The organism is Vibrio sp. EA2 (genome assembly GCF_033042495.1).
In the GTDB taxonomy this organism is placed as follows: domain Bacteria; phylum Pseudomonadota; class Gammaproteobacteria; order Enterobacterales; family Vibrionaceae; genus Vibrio.
Genome location: NZ_JAWLID010000032.1, coordinates 1 through 15986, shown reverse-complemented (window position 1 = coordinate 15986; position 15986 = coordinate 1). Strand labels below are relative to the sequence as shown.

16 protein-coding genes and 5 tRNA genes are annotated in these 15986 nt (G+C 45.8%); 9 read left to right on the top strand and 12 right to left on the bottom strand.

The genetic code is table 11. The annotated features are described in order from the left end of the window. Positions 1-166: 166 nt before the first annotated feature. From RXX31_RS24405 to lolB, 9 genes are all read right to left on the bottom strand, one after another. Positions 167-243, bottom strand: a tRNA-Met gene (locus RXX31_RS24405). 78 nt (positions 244-321) lie between these two features. Further along, positions 322-396 (bottom strand) — tRNA-Gln (locus RXX31_RS24400). A gap of 31 nt (positions 397-427) precedes the next feature. Then, a tRNA-Leu gene (locus tag RXX31_RS24395) sits at positions 428-512 on the bottom strand. A 38-nt stretch (positions 513-550) separates the two neighbouring features. Then, a tRNA-Met gene (locus RXX31_RS24390) sits at positions 551-627 on the bottom strand. A 284-nt stretch (positions 628-911) separates the two neighbouring features. After that, the gene (gene ychF / locus RXX31_RS24385) at positions 912-2003 is read right to left on the bottom strand and encodes a redox-regulated ATPase YchF (protein WP_182030230.1); all 1092 of its coding nucleotides are present in this window, start codon (positions 2001-2003) and stop codon (positions 912-914) included. 10 nt (positions 2004-2013) lie between these two features. Next, entirely contained in the window at positions 2014-2604 is a 591-nt protein-coding gene (pth, locus tag RXX31_RS24380) for an aminoacyl-tRNA hydrolase (protein WP_014231061.1), read from the bottom strand. A 196-nt stretch (positions 2605-2800) separates the two neighbouring features. Further along, positions 2801-3745, bottom strand: a complete 945-nt coding sequence (locus RXX31_RS24375; protein ID WP_317592182.1) for a ribose-phosphate pyrophosphokinase — start codon at positions 3743-3745, stop codon at positions 2801-2803. Positions 3746-3773: 28 nt separating this feature from the next. Continuing rightward, positions 3774-4646 carry a 4-(cytidine 5'-diphospho)-2-C-methyl-D-erythritol kinase gene (ispE, locus tag RXX31_RS24370; protein ID WP_317592181.1) on the bottom strand — a complete coding sequence of 291 codons (873 nt, stop codon included), beginning with the start codon at positions 4644-4646 and terminating at the stop codon, positions 3774-3776. Further along, positions 4643-5281: a lipoprotein insertase outer membrane protein LolB gene (gene lolB, locus RXX31_RS24365; protein ID WP_317592180.1), complete on the bottom strand. Its 639-nt coding sequence runs from the start codon at positions 5279-5281 to the stop codon at positions 4643-4645. Before lolB ends, ispE begins: the two co-directional genes overlap by 4 nt. Before the next feature lie 134 nt (positions 5282-5415). Here lolB and hemA point away from each other — a divergent pair, with 134 nt between their 5' ends. The 8 genes from hemA (at position 5416) to ybaK (ending at position 13291) form a co-directional block, all read left to right on the top strand. Beyond that, positions 5416-6672, top strand: coding sequence for a glutamyl-tRNA reductase (hemA, locus tag RXX31_RS24360; RefSeq protein WP_317592179.1), 1257 nt, complete (start codon positions 5416-5418; stop codon positions 6670-6672). Between the two features lie 29 nt (positions 6673-6701). Then, complete coding sequence (gene prfA / locus RXX31_RS24355; protein WP_317592178.1) at positions 6702-7790, top strand: peptide chain release factor 1; 1089 nt, start codon at positions 6702-6704, stop codon at positions 7788-7790. A 3-nt stretch (positions 7791-7793) separates the two neighbouring features. After that, a complete protein-coding gene (gene prmC / locus RXX31_RS24350; protein WP_317592177.1) occupies positions 7794-8654 on the top strand; it encodes a peptide chain release factor N(5)-glutamine methyltransferase in 861 nt (286 codons plus the stop codon). Positions 8655-8690: 36 nt separating this feature from the next. Beyond that, positions 8691-9074: a SirB2 family protein gene (locus tag RXX31_RS24345; protein WP_264902898.1), complete on the top strand. Its 384-nt coding sequence runs from the start codon at positions 8691-8693 to the stop codon at positions 9072-9074. A 7-nt stretch (positions 9075-9081) separates the two neighbouring features. After that, a complete protein-coding gene (locus RXX31_RS24340) occupies positions 9082-9891 on the top strand; it encodes a SirB1 family protein (protein ID WP_317592176.1) in 810 nt (269 codons plus the stop codon). Positions 9892-9942: 51 nt separating this feature from the next. Then, the gene (gene kdsA / locus RXX31_RS24335; protein ID WP_317592175.1) at positions 9943-10794 is read left to right on the top strand and encodes a 3-deoxy-8-phosphooctulonate synthase; all 852 of its coding nucleotides are present in this window, start codon (positions 9943-9945) and stop codon (positions 10792-10794) included. A 232-nt stretch (positions 10795-11026) separates the two neighbouring features. Beyond that, positions 11027-12709, top strand: a complete 1683-nt coding sequence (ushA, locus tag RXX31_RS24330; protein ID WP_317592174.1) for a bifunctional UDP-sugar hydrolase/5'-nucleotidase UshA — start codon at positions 11027-11029, stop codon at positions 12707-12709. A 108-nt stretch (positions 12710-12817) separates the two neighbouring features. After that, entirely contained in the window at positions 12818-13291 is a 474-nt protein-coding gene (gene ybaK / locus RXX31_RS24325) for a Cys-tRNA(Pro) deacylase (protein ID WP_317592173.1), read from the top strand. 72 nt (positions 13292-13363) lie between these two features. Here ybaK and rluF read toward each other — a convergent pair whose 3' ends face one another. The 3 genes from rluF to RXX31_RS24310 all read right to left on the bottom strand — a co-directional run bounded on the left by rluF (position 13364) and on the right by RXX31_RS24310 (position 15384). Continuing rightward, the gene (rluF, locus tag RXX31_RS24320) at positions 13364-14431 is read right to left on the bottom strand and encodes a 23S rRNA pseudouridine(2604) synthase RluF (protein WP_317592172.1); all 1068 of its coding nucleotides are present in this window, start codon (positions 14429-14431) and stop codon (positions 13364-13366) included. A gap of 99 nt (positions 14432-14530) precedes the next feature. After that, positions 14531-15112, bottom strand: a complete 582-nt coding sequence (gene smrA, locus RXX31_RS24315) for a DNA endonuclease SmrA (RefSeq protein ID WP_317592171.1) — start codon at positions 15110-15112, stop codon at positions 14531-14533. Between the two features lie 131 nt (positions 15113-15243). Next, positions 15244-15384 (bottom strand): DUF3149 domain-containing protein, encoded by a 141-nt coding sequence (locus RXX31_RS24310; protein ID WP_014231074.1) that lies wholly within the window; start codon positions 15382-15384, stop codon positions 15244-15246. Between the two features lie 259 nt (positions 15385-15643). On the opposite strand from RXX31_RS24310, the gene RXX31_RS24305 reads away from it, so the two are divergent. Beyond that, positions 15644-15720, top strand: a tRNA-Pro gene (locus tag RXX31_RS24305). Positions 15721-15986 lie beyond the last annotated feature (266 nt).

The window sequence follows — 15986 nt, the reverse complement described above, 5'->3', positions numbered from 1 at the left end:
AAGGAGAGACTTGAACTCTCACACCTTGCGGCGCCAGAACCTAAATCTGGTGCGTCTACCAATTCCGCCACTTCCGCGTCTTGAACTCTATAAACCATCAGTTAATTGGTAAAAACTAACAGTTGTTGTTTTTTATCACAAAGATAAATCTTTCATAAAGAAAGAATGGTGGCTACGACGGGATTCGAACCTGTGACCCCATCATTATGAGTGATGTGCTCTAACCAGCTGAGCTACGTAGCCATCTTTTTGAGCGAGACAATATAAACCTTCGCGCTCTAAGTGACAACCCCTTTATCAAGGAATCTCCACTTTGAATAGTGGCAGGTCTACCTGGATTCGAACCAGGGAATGGCGGCATCAAAAGCCGCTGCCTTACCGCTTGGCGATAGACCTGCAGGCAGTAGTCTTAAAACTACTTAAAATATGGTGCGGAAGGAGAGACTTGAACTCTCACACCTTGCGGCGCCAGAACCTAAATCTGGTGCGTCTACCAATTCCGCCACTTCCGCATCTATTCCTAATCACTCTTTCAAAGAGTATTTAGGAATGGTGGCTACGACGGGATTCGAACCTGTGACCCCATCATTATGAGTGATGTGCTCTAACCAGCTGAGCTACGTAGCCAAAACCATATTTTTCGTTCTCAACACTTTGTTGCCTTGTTGTCGGGAACGGCGCGCATTATGCGAAGTTGAGTAAGATCCGTCAACAGTTTTTTTAAATAAATCTCGGAAAAACCCCCGTTCGCTTCCTTTTTAAACAAAGAGGCGTGTTTATGATCTAAAACTGGAAAAAAAATCGCTTTCAGCTAGGAACTTAACTTCAGCTCTTTTGGAGAAGGGATAAAAAAAGCCAGCAATTATGCTGACTTTTTATGTAAATGAAGTGTTTAAAATTCATTCAGTTAATTAAACGTTGAAGCGGAAGTGAATAACATCACCGTCTTTTACGATGTATTCTTTACCTTCCAGACGCCATTTACCTGCGTCTTTCGCCCCACTTTCACCGTTGAATTCGATGAAATCGTCGTAACCAACAACTTCCGCACGGATAAAGCCTTTTTCAAAGTCAGTGTGGATCTTCGCTGCTGCTTTAGGCGCGGTTGCACCTATAGGGATGGTCCATGCACGAACTTCTTTGACACCTGCGGTAAAGTAAGTTTGTAGGTTTAGCAGCTCGTAACCTGCACGAATCACGCGGTTCAGTCCAGGTTCTTCGATGCCTAGATCAGCAAGGAACTCTTCACGCTCGTCATCTTCTAGTTCAGCCATTTCTGATTCGATAGCTGCACAGACAGGAACAACAACGTTGTTCTCTTTTGCCGCAAATTCACGTACAGCATCTAGGTATGCGTTGTCTTCAAAACCATCTTCGTTCACGTTAGCGATGTACATCGTTGGCTTTAGCGTCAGGAAGTTTAGGTAGCCAATTGCAGCTAGCTCTTCTTTAGCAAGCTCAACGGTACGTGCTGAACCGCCTTCTGTTAGCACTGGAAGAAGCTTTTCAAGAACAGTTAGCTCGAATTTCGCGTCTTTATCACCGCCTTTTGCTTTCTTTGCGTTACGCTGGATCGCGCGCTCACAAGAGTCAAGGTCAGCCATTGCTAGCTCAAGATTGATAACTTCAATATCTTCGATTGGAGATACTTTACCCGCTACGTGAACGATGTTGTCGTTTTCGAAACAACGTACAACGTGGCCGATCGCGTCAGTTTCACGGATGTTTGCCAGGAATTTGTTACCTAGACCTTCACCACGTGATGCGCCTGCAACCAGACCAGCGATGTCCACGAATTCCATTGTAGTCGGCAGCACTTTCTGTGGGTTAACGATCTTTGCTAGTGCATCTAGACGTAGATCTGGCACAGGAACTACACCAGTGTTTGGTTCGATCGTACAGAACGGGAAGTTTGCTGCTTCGATGCCTGCTTTAGTTAGTGCGTTAAACAGAGTTGATTTACCCACGTTAGGTAGACCAACGATGCCACATTTAAAACCCATGATAGTAACCTTATTCAGCTTTGAACGTGTGGAGGCGATTTTGTGCTTTTGATAGGCCATCCTTAATCAGAATGTCTAGACAGCGCACCGACTCATCGGTGGCGGCATCCAAAAGCTCTTGTTCTTTTGCTGGAGCTTTACCTAGTACAAAACCAGCCACTTTATCTTTGTGTCCCGGATGGCCAATGCCGATACGAAGACGATAAAAATCTTTGTTGTTGCTTAATTTGCTTATTGTGTCACGCAGGCCATTGTGACCACCGTGACCGCCACCTTTTTTAAACTTAGCGACACCTGGCGGTAAGTCTAGCTCGTCGTGAGCGACCATGATCTCTTCTGGCTTTATTTGGTAAAACTTCGCCATCGCGGCGATGGATTTGCCAGAGAGGTTCATAAAAGTGGTTGGGATAAGCAAACGGAGATCCTGTCCGTTGACCATGATACGTCCGGTCAGGCCAAAGAACTTTGGTTCGTTCTTCAGCGTAATGTTGTGAACGCGTGCTAATTCTTCTACAACCCAAGCGCCCGCATTATGGCGAGTTTTGGCATATTCTGGTCCCGGATTAGCAAGACCAACGAGAAGTTTGATTGGTTGACTCAAGGTTAGGATCTCTCTGGAATCTCAAAAAGCGCAGTATGATAGCACAGAAAACTGACAGTGGGGGAACTCGGGTGAGATTGATTGTTTGAGCTAAATCATCCTCAACTCGTCATACCCTTATGCATCCTGTGCGCAAATAAAAAAACACCCCAAAAAAGGGGTGTTTTAGAAAATCGGTGTAACTGAAATGTCCGAATTAGTTGAACATTGCAGAAATTGATTCTTCGTTGCTGATACGACGAATCGCTTCAGCTAGCATGCGAGATAGGCTAAGTGTGGTTACTTTACCTGTCGCTTCCATCTCTTTCGCCATAGTGATTGAGTCAGTTACGATCACTTGGTCTAGAACAGAGTTGCCAATGTTTTGTGCCGCGTTACCTGAGAATACAGCGTGAGTTGCGTAAGCGAATACACGCTTAGCACCGCGCTCTTTCAATGCTTCTGCTGCTTTACATAGTGTACCGCCAGTGTCGATCATGTCATCAACGATCACGCAATCGCGACCTTCAACATCACCGATTAGGTTCATCACTTCAGAAACGTTTGCACGTGGACGACGCTTGTCAACGATAGCGATATCGATATCGCCTAGCGCTTTAGCCGTTGCACGAGCACGAACAACGCCACCAAGGTCAGGAGAAACCACTACAGGGTTTTCCAGGCCACGAGCTTGCATGTCTTCTAGTAGTACTGGAGTACCGAAGATGTTATCTACAGGTACATCGAAGAAGCCTTGAATCTGCTCTGCGTGTAGGTCGATAGTCAGAACGCGGTCAACACCAACGTTAGATAGGAAATCAGCAACAACTTTTGCAGTAATTGGCACACGAGAAGAACGTACGCGACGGTCTTGACGAGCGTAACCAAAGTAAGGGATAACTGCAGTGATACGGCCTGCTGAAGCACGGCGCATTGCATCAATCATAACAACCAGTTCCATTAGGTTGTCGTTAGTCGGTGCACAAGTGGATTGAATGATGAAAACATCACTACCACGAACGTTCTCATTGATTTGAACTGCAACTTCGCCATCAGAAAAGCGAGAAACAGATGCATCACCAAGAGAGATGTAAAGACGATCAGCAATACGTTGGGCTAGTTCAGGTGTTGCATTACCAGCAAATAGCTTCATATCAGGCACGGTGGAAACCTCGGGTTTGCGTCCAGTTTTAATTAGGTCGGTGTGTGGCTGATTGGTATTCAGCCAGAGTCTCTTTTAATGGCGAAATATTGCGCCCTTGAGCGACAAATGCCGAGACATCATCAGAGAGTTGTGCAAGGAGAGTTTCTGCTTCTGATTTGCTCGAAAATTCAGCAAAAACGCAAGATCCTGTCCCAGTCAATCTTGACGGCGCGTATTGTAGCAGCCAAGAAAGTTGCTTATCAACCTCCGGATAGAGCATTCGGACAATTTTTTCGCAATCGTTTACGTTTGGTGTATCCAAAAGCGTGGCTAGATCTCGTTTTGCGGTATTTCGTGTTAAATCTGGGTGACGAAATACGTCAACGGTCGCGATCGAGACGTTAGGTCTTACGACGAGGTACCACTTTTCTTCCGGATAAGCCGGAGACAGTTTTTCTCCGACACCTTCAGCAAAGGCAGCAAACCCACGTACAAATACTGGCACGTCTGCGCCAAGTTTCAAGCCAATTTGAGCAAGTTCATCATCACTCAGGTTCAGTTGCCAAAGGTGATTAAGCGCGACCAGCGTCGTCGCGGCATTCGATGATCCTCCGCCAATCCCTCCGCCCATCGGCAAAACTTTTTTAAGATCAATGTGCGCACCTAAATGACATTGTGCGTATTCTTGCAGCGCAGTCGCGGCCTTCCAAATCAAATTATCTTGAAGAGGAACGCCTTCAATTTCGGGGGAGAGAGTGATGTCACCAGTTTCATTGGCTTGAATGGTGAGCTCGTCACCATGGTCTACAAATTGGAAAAGCGTTTGTAGCTCGTGATAGCCGTTTTCAGTGCGACCATTAATATAGAGAAAGAGATTCAATTTCGCTGGTGATGGCCAGCGGGTTGAAATGTCGATCATTGGGTGATGTTCCATTTGGTGATCAGGAGGTTTATTTTTACGTCTGACGTGGTCAGTTTTAATCGGTTTGGTAGCGGCAGTGCTTGCTCATGCCATTTTACATCGCTATAGCGTTGGTAATCGATGTTCCAGTCGTTTAAGCCAATCTGCTTATTCAAGACTTGCAGTGTATTGGTTGAGGAGAGTTTGAACGTGTCTGCGTCCGTCGGTAAACCGAGTAGCCAGTCTGGCATATGCTCTACCGGCATCATTAATCCGGTTAATTGGAATATTAGTTGGTTGGCATGACGCGCAGAGAGAACTTGGTCATCGTAAGTCTCTACAGTTGCACCATCTGGAGTGATGGTTAGGTTTAATGCGGTTTGGCCAAGAATCGTCGTCAAACGCAGTTGACTGAGTGCCGTTGAGTGTTTCCAGAAGAAATTAAGATTTTGTCTTTGGTCTGGCCCAATATAGCCAAGTTTGCCAGTTACTTGAAAATCATGAATCGCTTCAAGTTTTTTTTCGTGAGTTTGCCATTCCACGCTGGTGATACTTTCCGGAACAGAGCTACAGCCAGCGAGTAGGAGACTCGACAAGACAAATATTATAAAGGAGCGTAAGGTCATGTTTGATGGCTTATTAATCAGTTTCATCGGTATTCGCTCACAACTATAGCATTGAAAAGTCGCAGTTAGGAAAACAAATCCGGCTTGCCCTTTCAATAAATGCGTGCTTACAGTAAAATTCTGAACCTATTTCATAATCGATCTCAGAGATACCACGTTAGATGTCCTTGCTTGCTATTGGAATCAATCACAATACAGCGTCTGTCGACTTGCGCGAGAAGGTGGCGTTTGGACCGGATAAACTCGGCCCGGCCCTCGAGCAACTTAGAAAGCACGAAGCGGTAAACGGCAGTGTTATTATTTCAACCTGTAACCGAACCGAGTTGTACTGCGATGTAAAGCAAGGAGCGCGAAACAAGCTAATCGATTGGCTGGTTCAGTTTCATGACGTGAGCCGAGAAGAGTTGATGCCAAGTTTATATGTGCACGAAGAGCAATCGGCTATTAAGCATTTGATGCGCGTTTCGTGTGGTCTCGATTCTCTCGTGTTGGGTGAGCCTCAGATCTTAGGGCAGGTAAAGCAGTCTTTTTCTGACTCGCGTGAACACCTGGCGGTCGATGCGTCGATTGATAAGCTGTTCCAAAAAACGTTTTCTGTTGCGAAACGTGTACGTACAGAAACGGATATCGGTGGTAATGCCGTGTCGGTGGCTTATGCCGCATGTACATTAGCCAAACATATTTTTGAGTCTCTGTCTGACTCCACTGTTCTTTTAGTTGGTGCGGGCGAAACTATAGAACTGGTTGCCAAGCATCTGGCCTCTAACGGCTGTTCTAAAATGATCGTGGCTAACCGCACCAAAGAGCGCGCACAGGGCCTTGCAGATGAATTCGGCGCAGAGGTGATCAGCTTAAACGAAATTCCTGATCATCTTGCCAGAGCCGATATTGTTATTAGCTCCACAGCAAGTCCGCTACCTATTATAGGTAAAGGCATGGTTGAAACGGCACTGAAAAAGCGTCGTCATCAACCGATGTTACTGGTTGATATTGCCGTTCCACGAGACGTAGAGCCTCAAGTTGGTGAACTTAATGATGCCTACTTGTACTCCGTCGATGATCTGCAGTCTATTATTGATAGCAATATCGAGCAGCGAAAAGTAGAAGCCATTCAGGCTGAAGCGATTGTGAGTGAGGAAAGTGCTGCGTTTATGACGTGGTTGCGTTCACTACAAGCGGTCGACAGTATTCGCGATTATCGCGAGTCCGCAAACACGATACGTGAAGAGTTATTGAGCAAAAGCCTGCAATCGTTAGCGGCGGGCACAGATCCAGAGAAAGTCCTACGCGAGCTCAGTAATAAACTCACCAACAAACTGATTCACGCCCCAACTCGTGCATTACAAAGTGCCGCGGAGCAAGGCGAACCAGCAAAATTAACGATTATCCGTCAAACTCTAGGTTTGGATGATCTATAACTCACGCTTTTTATTAAGAAAACGACACTATGAAAGCCTCTATTCTGACTAAGCTAGAAACGCTAGTCGAACGTTACGAAGAAGTTCAACATCTTCTTGGTGATCCTGATGTAATTGGAGATCAGGACAAATTCCGTGCTCTATCAAGAGAGTACTCTCAGCTAGAAGAAGTCACTAAGTGCTTCCAAGCTTATCAACAAGCGCAGGACGATCTTGTTGCCGCTGAAGAGATGGCAAACGAAGACGACGAAGAAATGCGTGAAATGGCGCAAGAAGAAATCAAAGAAGCGAAAGAAACCATTGAGCGCCTTGCTGATGAACTGCAAATTCTTCTTCTACCAAAAGATCCAAACGATGATCGCAACTGTTTCCTAGAAATCCGTGCCGGTGCCGGTGGTGATGAAGCCGGTATTTTCGCGGGTGACCTTTTCCGTATGTACAGCAAGTATGCGGAGAAAAAAGGCTGGCGCATTGAAGTCATGTCTTCAAATGAAGCTGAGCACGGCGGTTACAAAGAGATGATTGCTAAAGTAAGTGGCGATGGCGCTTACGGCGTATTGAAATTTGAGTCAGGTGGTCACCGTGTACAGCGTGTACCAGCAACAGAATCCCAAGGTCGTGTGCATACTTCTGCTTGTACTGTTGCGGTTATGGCAGAAATCCCAGAAGCTGAAATCCCAGAGATTAAAGCAGCGGATCTGAAAATCGATACTTTCCGTGCATCAGGCGCGGGTGGTCAGCACGTTAACACCACGGATTCTGCAATCCGTATTACTCACTTACCAACGGGCACTGTGGTTGAGTGTCAGGACGAGCGCTCACAGCATAAAAACAAAGCGAAAGCGATGGCTGTTCTTGCTGCGCGTATTATTCAGGCAGAAGAAGCGAAGCGTGCAGCAGAAGTGTCTGACACTCGTCGTAACTTGCTAGGTTCTGGTGACCGTAGTGACCGTATCCGTACTTACAACTACCCACAAGGCCGTGTTTCTGATCACCGTATTAACCTAACGGTATACCGTCTGAATGAAGTGATGGAAGGTGACCTGCAAAGCTTGATCGACCCTGTTGTTCAAGAGCATCAGGCAGACCAACTTGCGGCGCTTGCAGAGAACGGCTAATCGATGAGCCAGGTTCAATCTATTGAGCAAGCACTAAAAAGTGCCACAGCAAAACTGACAGAGGGCGGCAAAGAGTCGCCTTCTCTCGATGCGGCAGTACTCCTCTGCCATGTCCTTGGCAAGCCAAGAACTTATCTACTTACCTGGCCTGAACGAGCATTAGATGCCGAACAGCAAGCACAGTTCGAAGCGCTACTTGAGCGACGCTTAGCGGGAGAACCCGTTGCTTATATTATTGGTGAGCGTGAGTTCTGGTCATTGCCTCTGAAAGTTTCCCCTTCCACTTTGATTCCACGACCGGATACCGAGCGTTTGGTCGAAGTTGCCTTAGACAAAACCCGCGAGCATTCTGGTTCTATCTTGGATTTAGGTACCGGGACAGGGGCTATCGCGTTGGCTCTGGCATCTGAAATGCCGAAACGACAGGTTATGGGTGTCGATCTTAAGCAAGAAGCGAAAGAGCTGGCGGAGTACAATGCGGAGCAACTCAACATCAAGAATGTGACCTTTGCTCAAGGAAGCTGGTTCGAACCTGTTGTTGTGGGAACAAAGTTTGCTCTTATTGTTTCTAACCCACCCTATATTGATGAAAAAGATCCGCATTTGGCACAAGGTGATGTTCGTTTCGAACCAAAATCTGCTCTTGTGGCCGACGAAGGCGGGCTGGCAGACATTCGTTATATCTCTGATGTTGCGCGTCAATATCTGGAAGAGGGTGGGTGGCTTATTTTCGAGCACGGCTATGAGCAGGGACGAGCGGTGAGAGATATCATGCTTCGCTTTGGCTATCAGCAAGTCGTTACTGAACAAGATTACGCTGGCAACGACCGAGTGACCCTTGGTTGTTTTGCCGCTGAACAATAACGAGAAAGTCAGCAAATTTAAACTAAGAGAAGAAAAATGTACGTAGCTCTAAAACATATTCACCTCGTAACCATTGCACTCAGTGCGACATTGTTGTCGATTCGATTTGTGTTGATGATGATGAACTCGCCAAAACGTAACCATCGTTTTTTGAAAGTGTTCCCACATATTGTGGATACTGCGCTGCTGGTATCTGGTATCGCTCTGATCTTTGTAACTGGCTTTATTCCATTTACGGACGCGGCACCTTGGTTAACCAATAAGATTACTTGTGTGCTAGCGTACATTGCTCTGGGCTTCTTCGCTTTGAAGTTAGCTAAAAACAAACTACTGCAAATTTTCGGCTTTTTTGGCGCATTAGGCTGGCTGGTCATGGCCGCTAATATTGCCGTATCGAAGAGTCCAACTTTATTTGGGTAAAACAGTCATGGTTGAGTTTTTTGACGAAGATTTTGACAATATGGCCTTGGTCGAGGGTGCGTTAGAGCTGAATAAGTCTGTCGATCCTGAGACCAATGTGCATTGGGCAAAACAAGAACTGGAACGTCTATACCAGGAAGCAGAAGCGGCGTTAATTCATGAAACCGATGAAGAGCAGCGCTTCGATTCATTCTTACGCCTATTCTTTCACGAGTGGGGCTTTAAAGGTGACGACCAGGAGTACTTTCGCTCTGACAACAGCTTTATCGATAAAGTGTTGGAGCGTAAAAAAGGCATTCCAGTCAGCTTAGGCTCGATTTTATTATATCTGGGCAATAAGCTTGGTTTCCCGTTGAAGGGCATTACTTTTCCAACTCAGTTTCTACTTAAAGTAGACTGGATGCACAAGACTCCCGATTATATCAACCCGTTTAACGGTGAGTATGTCGGCGAAAGAATTCTTCAGGCGTGGTTGATTGGGCAAGAAGGCCCGCTAGCACAACTTAAACCTGAGCATTTCGAAGTAGCAGATAACCCGACAGTCATTGGCCGCTGGCTAGCATTGATCAAAAGTGCCATGCTGCGTGAAGAACGTTACACGTTGGCGTTGCGCTGTACCAATCTGGCTCTTACGTTTGTACCGGATGACCCGTACGAGATACGTGATCGTGGATTTATCTTTCAGCAGTTAGATTGCCATCAAGTCGCTGTGTCTGATTTTCAGTACTTTATTGACCAGTGCCCGGATGATCCGGCTTCTGAGCTACTAAAATCACAAGTAAACGTGATGTCTGAAAAGCCCATCACATTACACTAATGTTATCGGTAAGCGGATCGCGCTTATCGTGACGAGAAAAAGAGAATTAAAATGGAACAGAAAATCGTTAATATTGGCGACATTCAGGTTGCTAACGACAAGCCATTCACTCTATTTGCAGGTATGAACGTGCTTGAGTCTCGTGATCTTGCGATGCAGATCTGTGAGCACTACGTCAAAGTGACTGAAAAATTAGGTATTCCCTACGTATTTAAGGCGTCGTTCGATAAAGCAAACCGCAGTTCTGTTCACTCATACCGCGGCCCTGGCCTTGAAGAAGGTATGAAGATTTTTCAAGAGTTAAAAGACACCTTTGGCGTGAAACTTATCACGGATGTTCACACTGAAGCACAGGCACAGCCAGTAGCGGAAGTGGTAGACGTTATTCAGCTTCCTGCGTTTCTGGCGCGTCAGACCGACCTCGTTGAAGCGATGGCGAAAACAGGCGCAGTCATCAACGTGAAAAAACCTCAGTTTATGAGCCCTGGCCAAGTCGGCAACATCGTTGAGAAGTTTGCTGAGTGTGGCAACGAGAAAATCATTCTGTGTGAACGTGGTTCGTGCCATGGTTACGACAATCTTGTGGTAGACATGCTTGGCTTTGGTGTAATGAAAAACGCATCAAAAGGCAGTCCAATCATTTTTGACGTGACTCACTCACTACAAATGCGTGACCCATCAGGTGCGGCATCTGGTGGTCGTCGTGAACAGACGGTTGAACTGGCAAAAGCAGGCCTTGCAACCGGTATTGCTGGTTTGTTCATCGAAGCGCATCCGAACCCAGATCAAGCTCGTTGTGACGGTCCTTCTGCGTTACCGCTGGACAAGCTAGAACCATTCCTGGCGCAAATGAAGTCACTCGACGATCTGATTAAGAGCTTTGCAGACATCGACATTAAATAATTGATGTCGTTCAAAACCCAAAATAGCCAACTCTGAGTTGGCTATTTTTTTGCCTGAAATCACACAAGTCTCAAACTCTCATTGTTGTGTTTGAGTTCATATAACAATTGACCATAATTAAGAAATCAATATGTTAGAACAGCTGCTCCATGTTTCGTGCTTTACTGAAGTGGCTAGTAAGTGTGTTTAAAAAGTGCAATGGCAGTGGACCCATATAAGAAAAGGTAAAACAATGAAACAACGTCTGATGGTAAAAGCCGCGTTGAGTGCGGTCATTCTGGCTACTCTTGCCGGCTGTGCAACCCAACCCGCTCATGAATGGAATACTGATACGACTTATCGACTCACCGTGCTGCATACGAACGATCACCATGGTCGTTTTTGGCAGAACAAATATGCCGAGTATGGCATGGCAGCTCGTAAAACCTTAATTGATGATTTACGTGAAGAGGTGGAGGCAGAAGGTGGAAGTCTCTTGCTTCTCTCTGGCGGGGACATCAACACAGGGGTGCCGGAATCCGATTTGCAGGATGCGGAGCCAGATTTTAAAGGCATGAGCAAAATTGGTTACGATGCGATGGCGCTCGGTAATCATGAGTTTGATAACCCGTTGGATGTGTTGTTTAAACAACAGGAGTGGGCGACTTTCCCGATGCTGTCCGCCAATATTTACGATAAAGAAACCGGCAAACGTCTATTCCAACCCTACGCAATGTTCAACAAGCAAGGCGTAAAGATCGCAGTGATTGGTCTTACAACTGAAGATACCGCGAAGTTAGGTAACCCAGAATACATAGGTCAAGTGGACTTCCGTGATCCAAAAGAGGAAGCGAAAAAACTGATCGCAGAGCTTAAAAAGACCGAATATCCCGATCTGATCTTTGCTGTCACTCATATGGGACACTATGAAAACGGCAATCGTGGCATTAACGCACCAGGGGATGTGGCGTTAGCACGTTATTTAAACGAAGGTGATTTGGACATGATTGTCGGCGGCCACTCGCAAGAGCCTGTTTGTATGGAAGGCCCTAACGTCATGAAGAAGAACTTCAAGCCGGGCGATGAGTGTCAACCAGATCAACAAAACGGAACGTACATCGTGCAAGCGCATGAGTGGGGTAAGTATGTCGGTCGCGCAGATTATGAGTTCCGCAACGGTGAGCTTTCAATGGTCAGTTATGACCTTATTCCGGTCAACTTGAAGAAGAAAGTGGAAATCAATGGGCAGTCAGAGCGCGTTCTGGTTGAAGATGAAATTGCTCAAGATGAAGCGATGCTTGAATTTCTCCGACCTTATCAAGAAAAAGGTCAGGGACAGCTGAATGTAAAAATTGCTGAGTCAAATGGTAAGCTGGAAGGTGATCGTGATGTCGTGCGATTTAAGCAAACCAATCTTGGTCGTCTGATTGCAACTGCTCATATGGAACGCGCTAAAGCTGACTTTGCAGTGATGAACTCTGGTGGTGTTCGCGACTCTATTGAAAAAGGGGACATTACTTACAAAGACGTACTGACGGTTCAGCCATTCGGTAATATGGTGACTTACGTAGATATGTCCGGCCAGGAAGTTTTGGATTACTTGAACGTTGTCGCGACTAAGCCTGTTGATTCCGGTGCCTACGCCCAGTTTGCAGGTATCTCCTTGAGTGTTGAGAATGGAGAGGTGACTAATGTCTTTATTGGAGAGAAACAGCTGAGCTTAGATGGTAACTATCGTTTTACCGTACCAAGTTATAACGCGGCGGGTGGCGATGGCTATCCGAAAATTGATAACCATGCAGGCTATGTGAATACCGGCTTTACCGATGCTGAAGTATTAAAAGATTACCTCGAGTCCCACAGCCCGATTGACGTCAACCGTTATGCACCTACGGGGCAAATCAAATACGTCACTGACAATGTCATATATCAATAAGCGCGGATAGAGAAAAAGCGATTGACTCAAAATCGCTGATATCATTAACTAAAAACGCAGCTTCATTTATCGCAAGCTGCGTTTTTTATTTTGATAAGGAGAATCTTGATGACTCCGGCCATTAATCTTGCGAAAAAGAAAAAAGTGCCACATACCATACATCAGTACGATCACGACCCGAGAGCGGATAGTTACGGGTTGGAGGCGGCTGAAGTGTTGGGACAAGATCCAAAAAAAGTATTTAAGACCCTGTTGTTTTGTTTAAACGGTGAGCCGAAAAATCTTGCTGTGGCCATTATTCCTGTAGACCAGAAATTGAATTTAAAACTGGCAGCAAAAGCCGCAAAGGGAAAGAAGGCGGATATGGCTGACCCGGAGATAGCTCAGAAAACAACGGGCTATGTTGTGGGTGGCATCAGTCCACTCGGACAAAAGAAAGCGTTACCTACTTTTTTACACGAAAGTGCCAAAGAGCAAGAAACCATTTGTGTCAGTGCCGGTAAACGGGGACTCGAGATTGAAATGGCACCACAGGACTTGCTGACTTTAACTCGCGGTCAGTTTGCGCCTTTGTGCTTATAAGTGACAATCCCAAAGTGACTGATAAATAAAAAGGACGCCTCGGCGTCCTTTCTACTCTAGTACTGAGACACATTACTTCTTCAAGCTTAATGTGTTGCCGGTACGCTTCACTGGCTTAGATGGTTTGGCCGCGTTTGGATTGTCGTAACGCACTTTAGTTTTCGCTGGCTTACGTTCTGAACTCTGATTGGCGTGGTCCTTGTTTGAGCGAGGTTTGTCGCTATCCTGACGACGCTTCTGCTGACCTTTCTTAGAGTTCGGCGCATGGCGGAATTCATCGGCGTTATTACCGCGGAAAGTTCGTGGCTTTTGGTTACGACGAGCGGTTGAATCTTGGTTTTCGTCTCGGCTGTCATACAGCTTTGCATCGGTCGCTTTGCGGATATTTCGACCCTTAGAATCCACTTTAGAGGCTTCTTCGGTACCGACAGAGCCATCACACATCGCCATGATTTCCGCTACTTCAGCATCCGTCAGGTAACGCCATTTACCGTTCGGAATACCATCTAGGGAGATATTCATAATACGCACGCGACGCAATTTGTATACCTCATAACCCAGTGCTTCACACATACGACGGATCTGACGGTTCAGACCCTGAGTCAGTACAATACGGAATGAGAACTTGGTTTCTTTGGTCACTTTACAAGGAAGCGTGACCGTATCGAGGATTTTCACGCCGCTCGACATCTGTTTTAGAAACTCGCCAGTGATTGGTTTATCGACGCGCACCACGTACTCTTTTTCGTGGTTATTACCTGCGCGAAGAATCTTATTAACGATGTCACCGTCGTTGGTCAAAAAGATAAGACCATCAGAGGGTTTATCCAGACGACCAATAGGAAAGATACGTTTTTTATGTCCGATAAAATCGACAATATTACCCGCTACATCTCGCTCTGTCGTACAGGTGATGCCGGTCGGCTTGTTTAATGCGATATAGACAGGCTTCTCTTTTGCAGCGACAGGTTTGCCATCGACACAAACATCGTCACCAGGTAAAACTTTTGTCCCCATTTCTGGTTGTTTACCATTAATCGTGACACGACCTTGCTCGATCAGTCTGTCGGCCTCTCGGCGTGAACAAAAGCCTGTTTCGCTAATGAACTTGTTTAAGCGCTTTGAATTCTCTTGTGACATGTTGTACTCCTAACGTTTCACAACGGCGGTGAATAAAGCTTCCCGGCTACTGCTTGCGACGGAAAAATAAGGTCGGGCATTTTAGCACTGAGGAGAAACTTAGCCTAACCGTTTTTGATGGCGTTCTCGGTTTTCTAGCTTCTTATCTGCGCTTTTTCTTAACAATACGTAGACGGCACCGCTACCACCATGAAAACGCTGAGCACTGTGAACGCACTGCACTTCTTTAATTTGCTGCAGCCAACTGCTGACAAAGCTTTTCATCAACGCTGGTGGGTTGGAGCGCTCTCCGCGACCATGAACAATCACAACCGTACGAATATCCATAAAAATACACTGTTTAAGAAATTTCACGACTTCATCACGCGCTTCTTTGAGTGTTTTTCTGTGTAGGTCTAGACGAGCCTGAATAGGGTACTTACCTAAGCGAAGTTTGCGGTATACACCATCTTGTACACCATCACGCTTAAATTCGACAAAGTCGTCTGGCTTGAGCATTTCGGCATGATCGAGTGAAAGGTACTCTGGGTCGTCCTCCGTTAACCATATTGCTGCTTCTCGTTTGGCAAGCTGTGCATCGGTCACTTGGTGAACTTTCTTGTGCTCTGCGGTGTCTTGAGTGATTGGTTTTACATCACCCATCATTTGTTGGAACAACTCAAAATCGTCATCGTGAGACATAGTGGCGATCTCATAAAGAACAGGATAGGTACCAGTGATTATATCAACGAGATGTGGGAAAAGATCAATAAAAAACCGGAGTAGGCAAGTAACCAACTCCGGTGCAAAGCGTTTATAGGGCTAAGCGAGATCTAGTGAGGAGATTTATCGTTCATGATCTTGTACATGAAGAAACCGCCGTAAAACAACATCAGACCGATCGCTCCGAAGATGACTATCATCGATGATAGACCTACTGCATTACCAAATAGGAGATCAAGCCAAAAGTCCATATGTTTCCTCCAAGATTTTCCCGATATCCACAAATTAATTGTTGGCGTTTTTTCACACACTGATCTGGATCAATTATGTTGCTGAGGTTAATAAACTGTATTTTATTGTGGGTTGTCAGTCACATTTTGCGTGCTTGTGTTTAGTAATTCACCAAACGGATTAGTACATTACATTTTTTTAGAAAAAGCACTTGCGTCTCAGATCAGAATCCGTAATATACCACCTCGTTGACGGGGAGAAGTCCTCAGTTAAACATCTCGGTGAATAGCGCAGCTTGGTAGCGCATCTGGTTTGGGACCAGAGGGTCGGGGGTTCGAATCCCTCTTCACCGACCATATTAAAAGAAGCCGCAACAGAAATGTTGCGGCTTTTTGCGTTCTAAAGGTCCTAGGTGGCTAGGGTCCTAGGTCCTAGATGTGCTTACGGCCAGTTCAGTGATAAACGTTAGTTCTGGTATTTGTTGCTTTGGATTACAGAATACAGAATACCGAAATGTTTGACATCAAATTGGATTGATTGAAAAATAATCCGTAATCCGTAATCCGTAATCCGTAATCCGTAATCCGTAATCCGTAATCCGTAATCCGTAATCCGTAATCCG

What these genes read in the sequence shown, in the direction of transcription:
- ispE (WP_317592181.1), bottom strand. Translation starts at nt 4,646, where the DNA reads ATGATCGACATTTCAACCCGCTGGCCATCACCAGCGAAATTGAATCTC.
- ushA (WP_317592174.1), top strand. Translation starts at nt 11,027, where the DNA reads ATGAAACAACGTCTGATGGTAAAAGCCGCGTTGAGTGCGGTCATTCTG.
- lolB (WP_317592180.1), bottom strand. Translation starts at nt 5,281, where the DNA reads ATGAAACTGATTAATAAGCCATCAAACATGACCTTACGCTCCTTTATA.
- prmC (WP_317592177.1), top strand. Translation starts at nt 7,794, where the DNA reads ATGAGCCAGGTTCAATCTATTGAGCAAGCACTAAAAAGTGCCACAGCA.
- ychF (WP_182030230.1), bottom strand. Translation starts at nt 2,003, where the DNA reads ATGGGTTTTAAATGTGGCATCGTTGGTCTACCTAACGTGGGTAAATCA.
- ybaK (WP_317592173.1), top strand. Translation starts at nt 12,818, where the DNA reads ATGACTCCGGCCATTAATCTTGCGAAAAAGAAAAAAGTGCCACATACC.
- rluF (WP_317592172.1), bottom strand. Translation starts at nt 14,431, where the DNA reads ATGTCACAAGAGAATTCAAAGCGCTTAAACAAGTTCATTAGCGAAACA.
- RXX31_RS24345 (WP_264902898.1), top strand. Translation starts at nt 8,691, where the DNA reads ATGTACGTAGCTCTAAAACATATTCACCTCGTAACCATTGCACTCAGT.
- kdsA (WP_317592175.1), top strand. Translation starts at nt 9,943, where the DNA reads ATGGAACAGAAAATCGTTAATATTGGCGACATTCAGGTTGCTAACGAC.
- RXX31_RS24310 (WP_014231074.1), bottom strand. Translation starts at nt 15,384, where the DNA reads ATGGACTTTTGGCTTGATCTCCTATTTGGTAATGCAGTAGGTCTATCA.
- smrA (WP_317592171.1), bottom strand. Translation starts at nt 15,112, where the DNA reads ATGTCTCACGATGACGATTTTGAGTTGTTCCAACAAATGATGGGTGAT.
- hemA (WP_317592179.1), top strand. Translation starts at nt 5,416, where the DNA reads ATGTCCTTGCTTGCTATTGGAATCAATCACAATACAGCGTCTGTCGAC.
- RXX31_RS24340 (WP_317592176.1), top strand. Translation starts at nt 9,082, where the DNA reads ATGGTTGAGTTTTTTGACGAAGATTTTGACAATATGGCCTTGGTCGAG.
- prfA (WP_317592178.1), top strand. Translation starts at nt 6,702, where the DNA reads ATGAAAGCCTCTATTCTGACTAAGCTAGAAACGCTAGTCGAACGTTAC.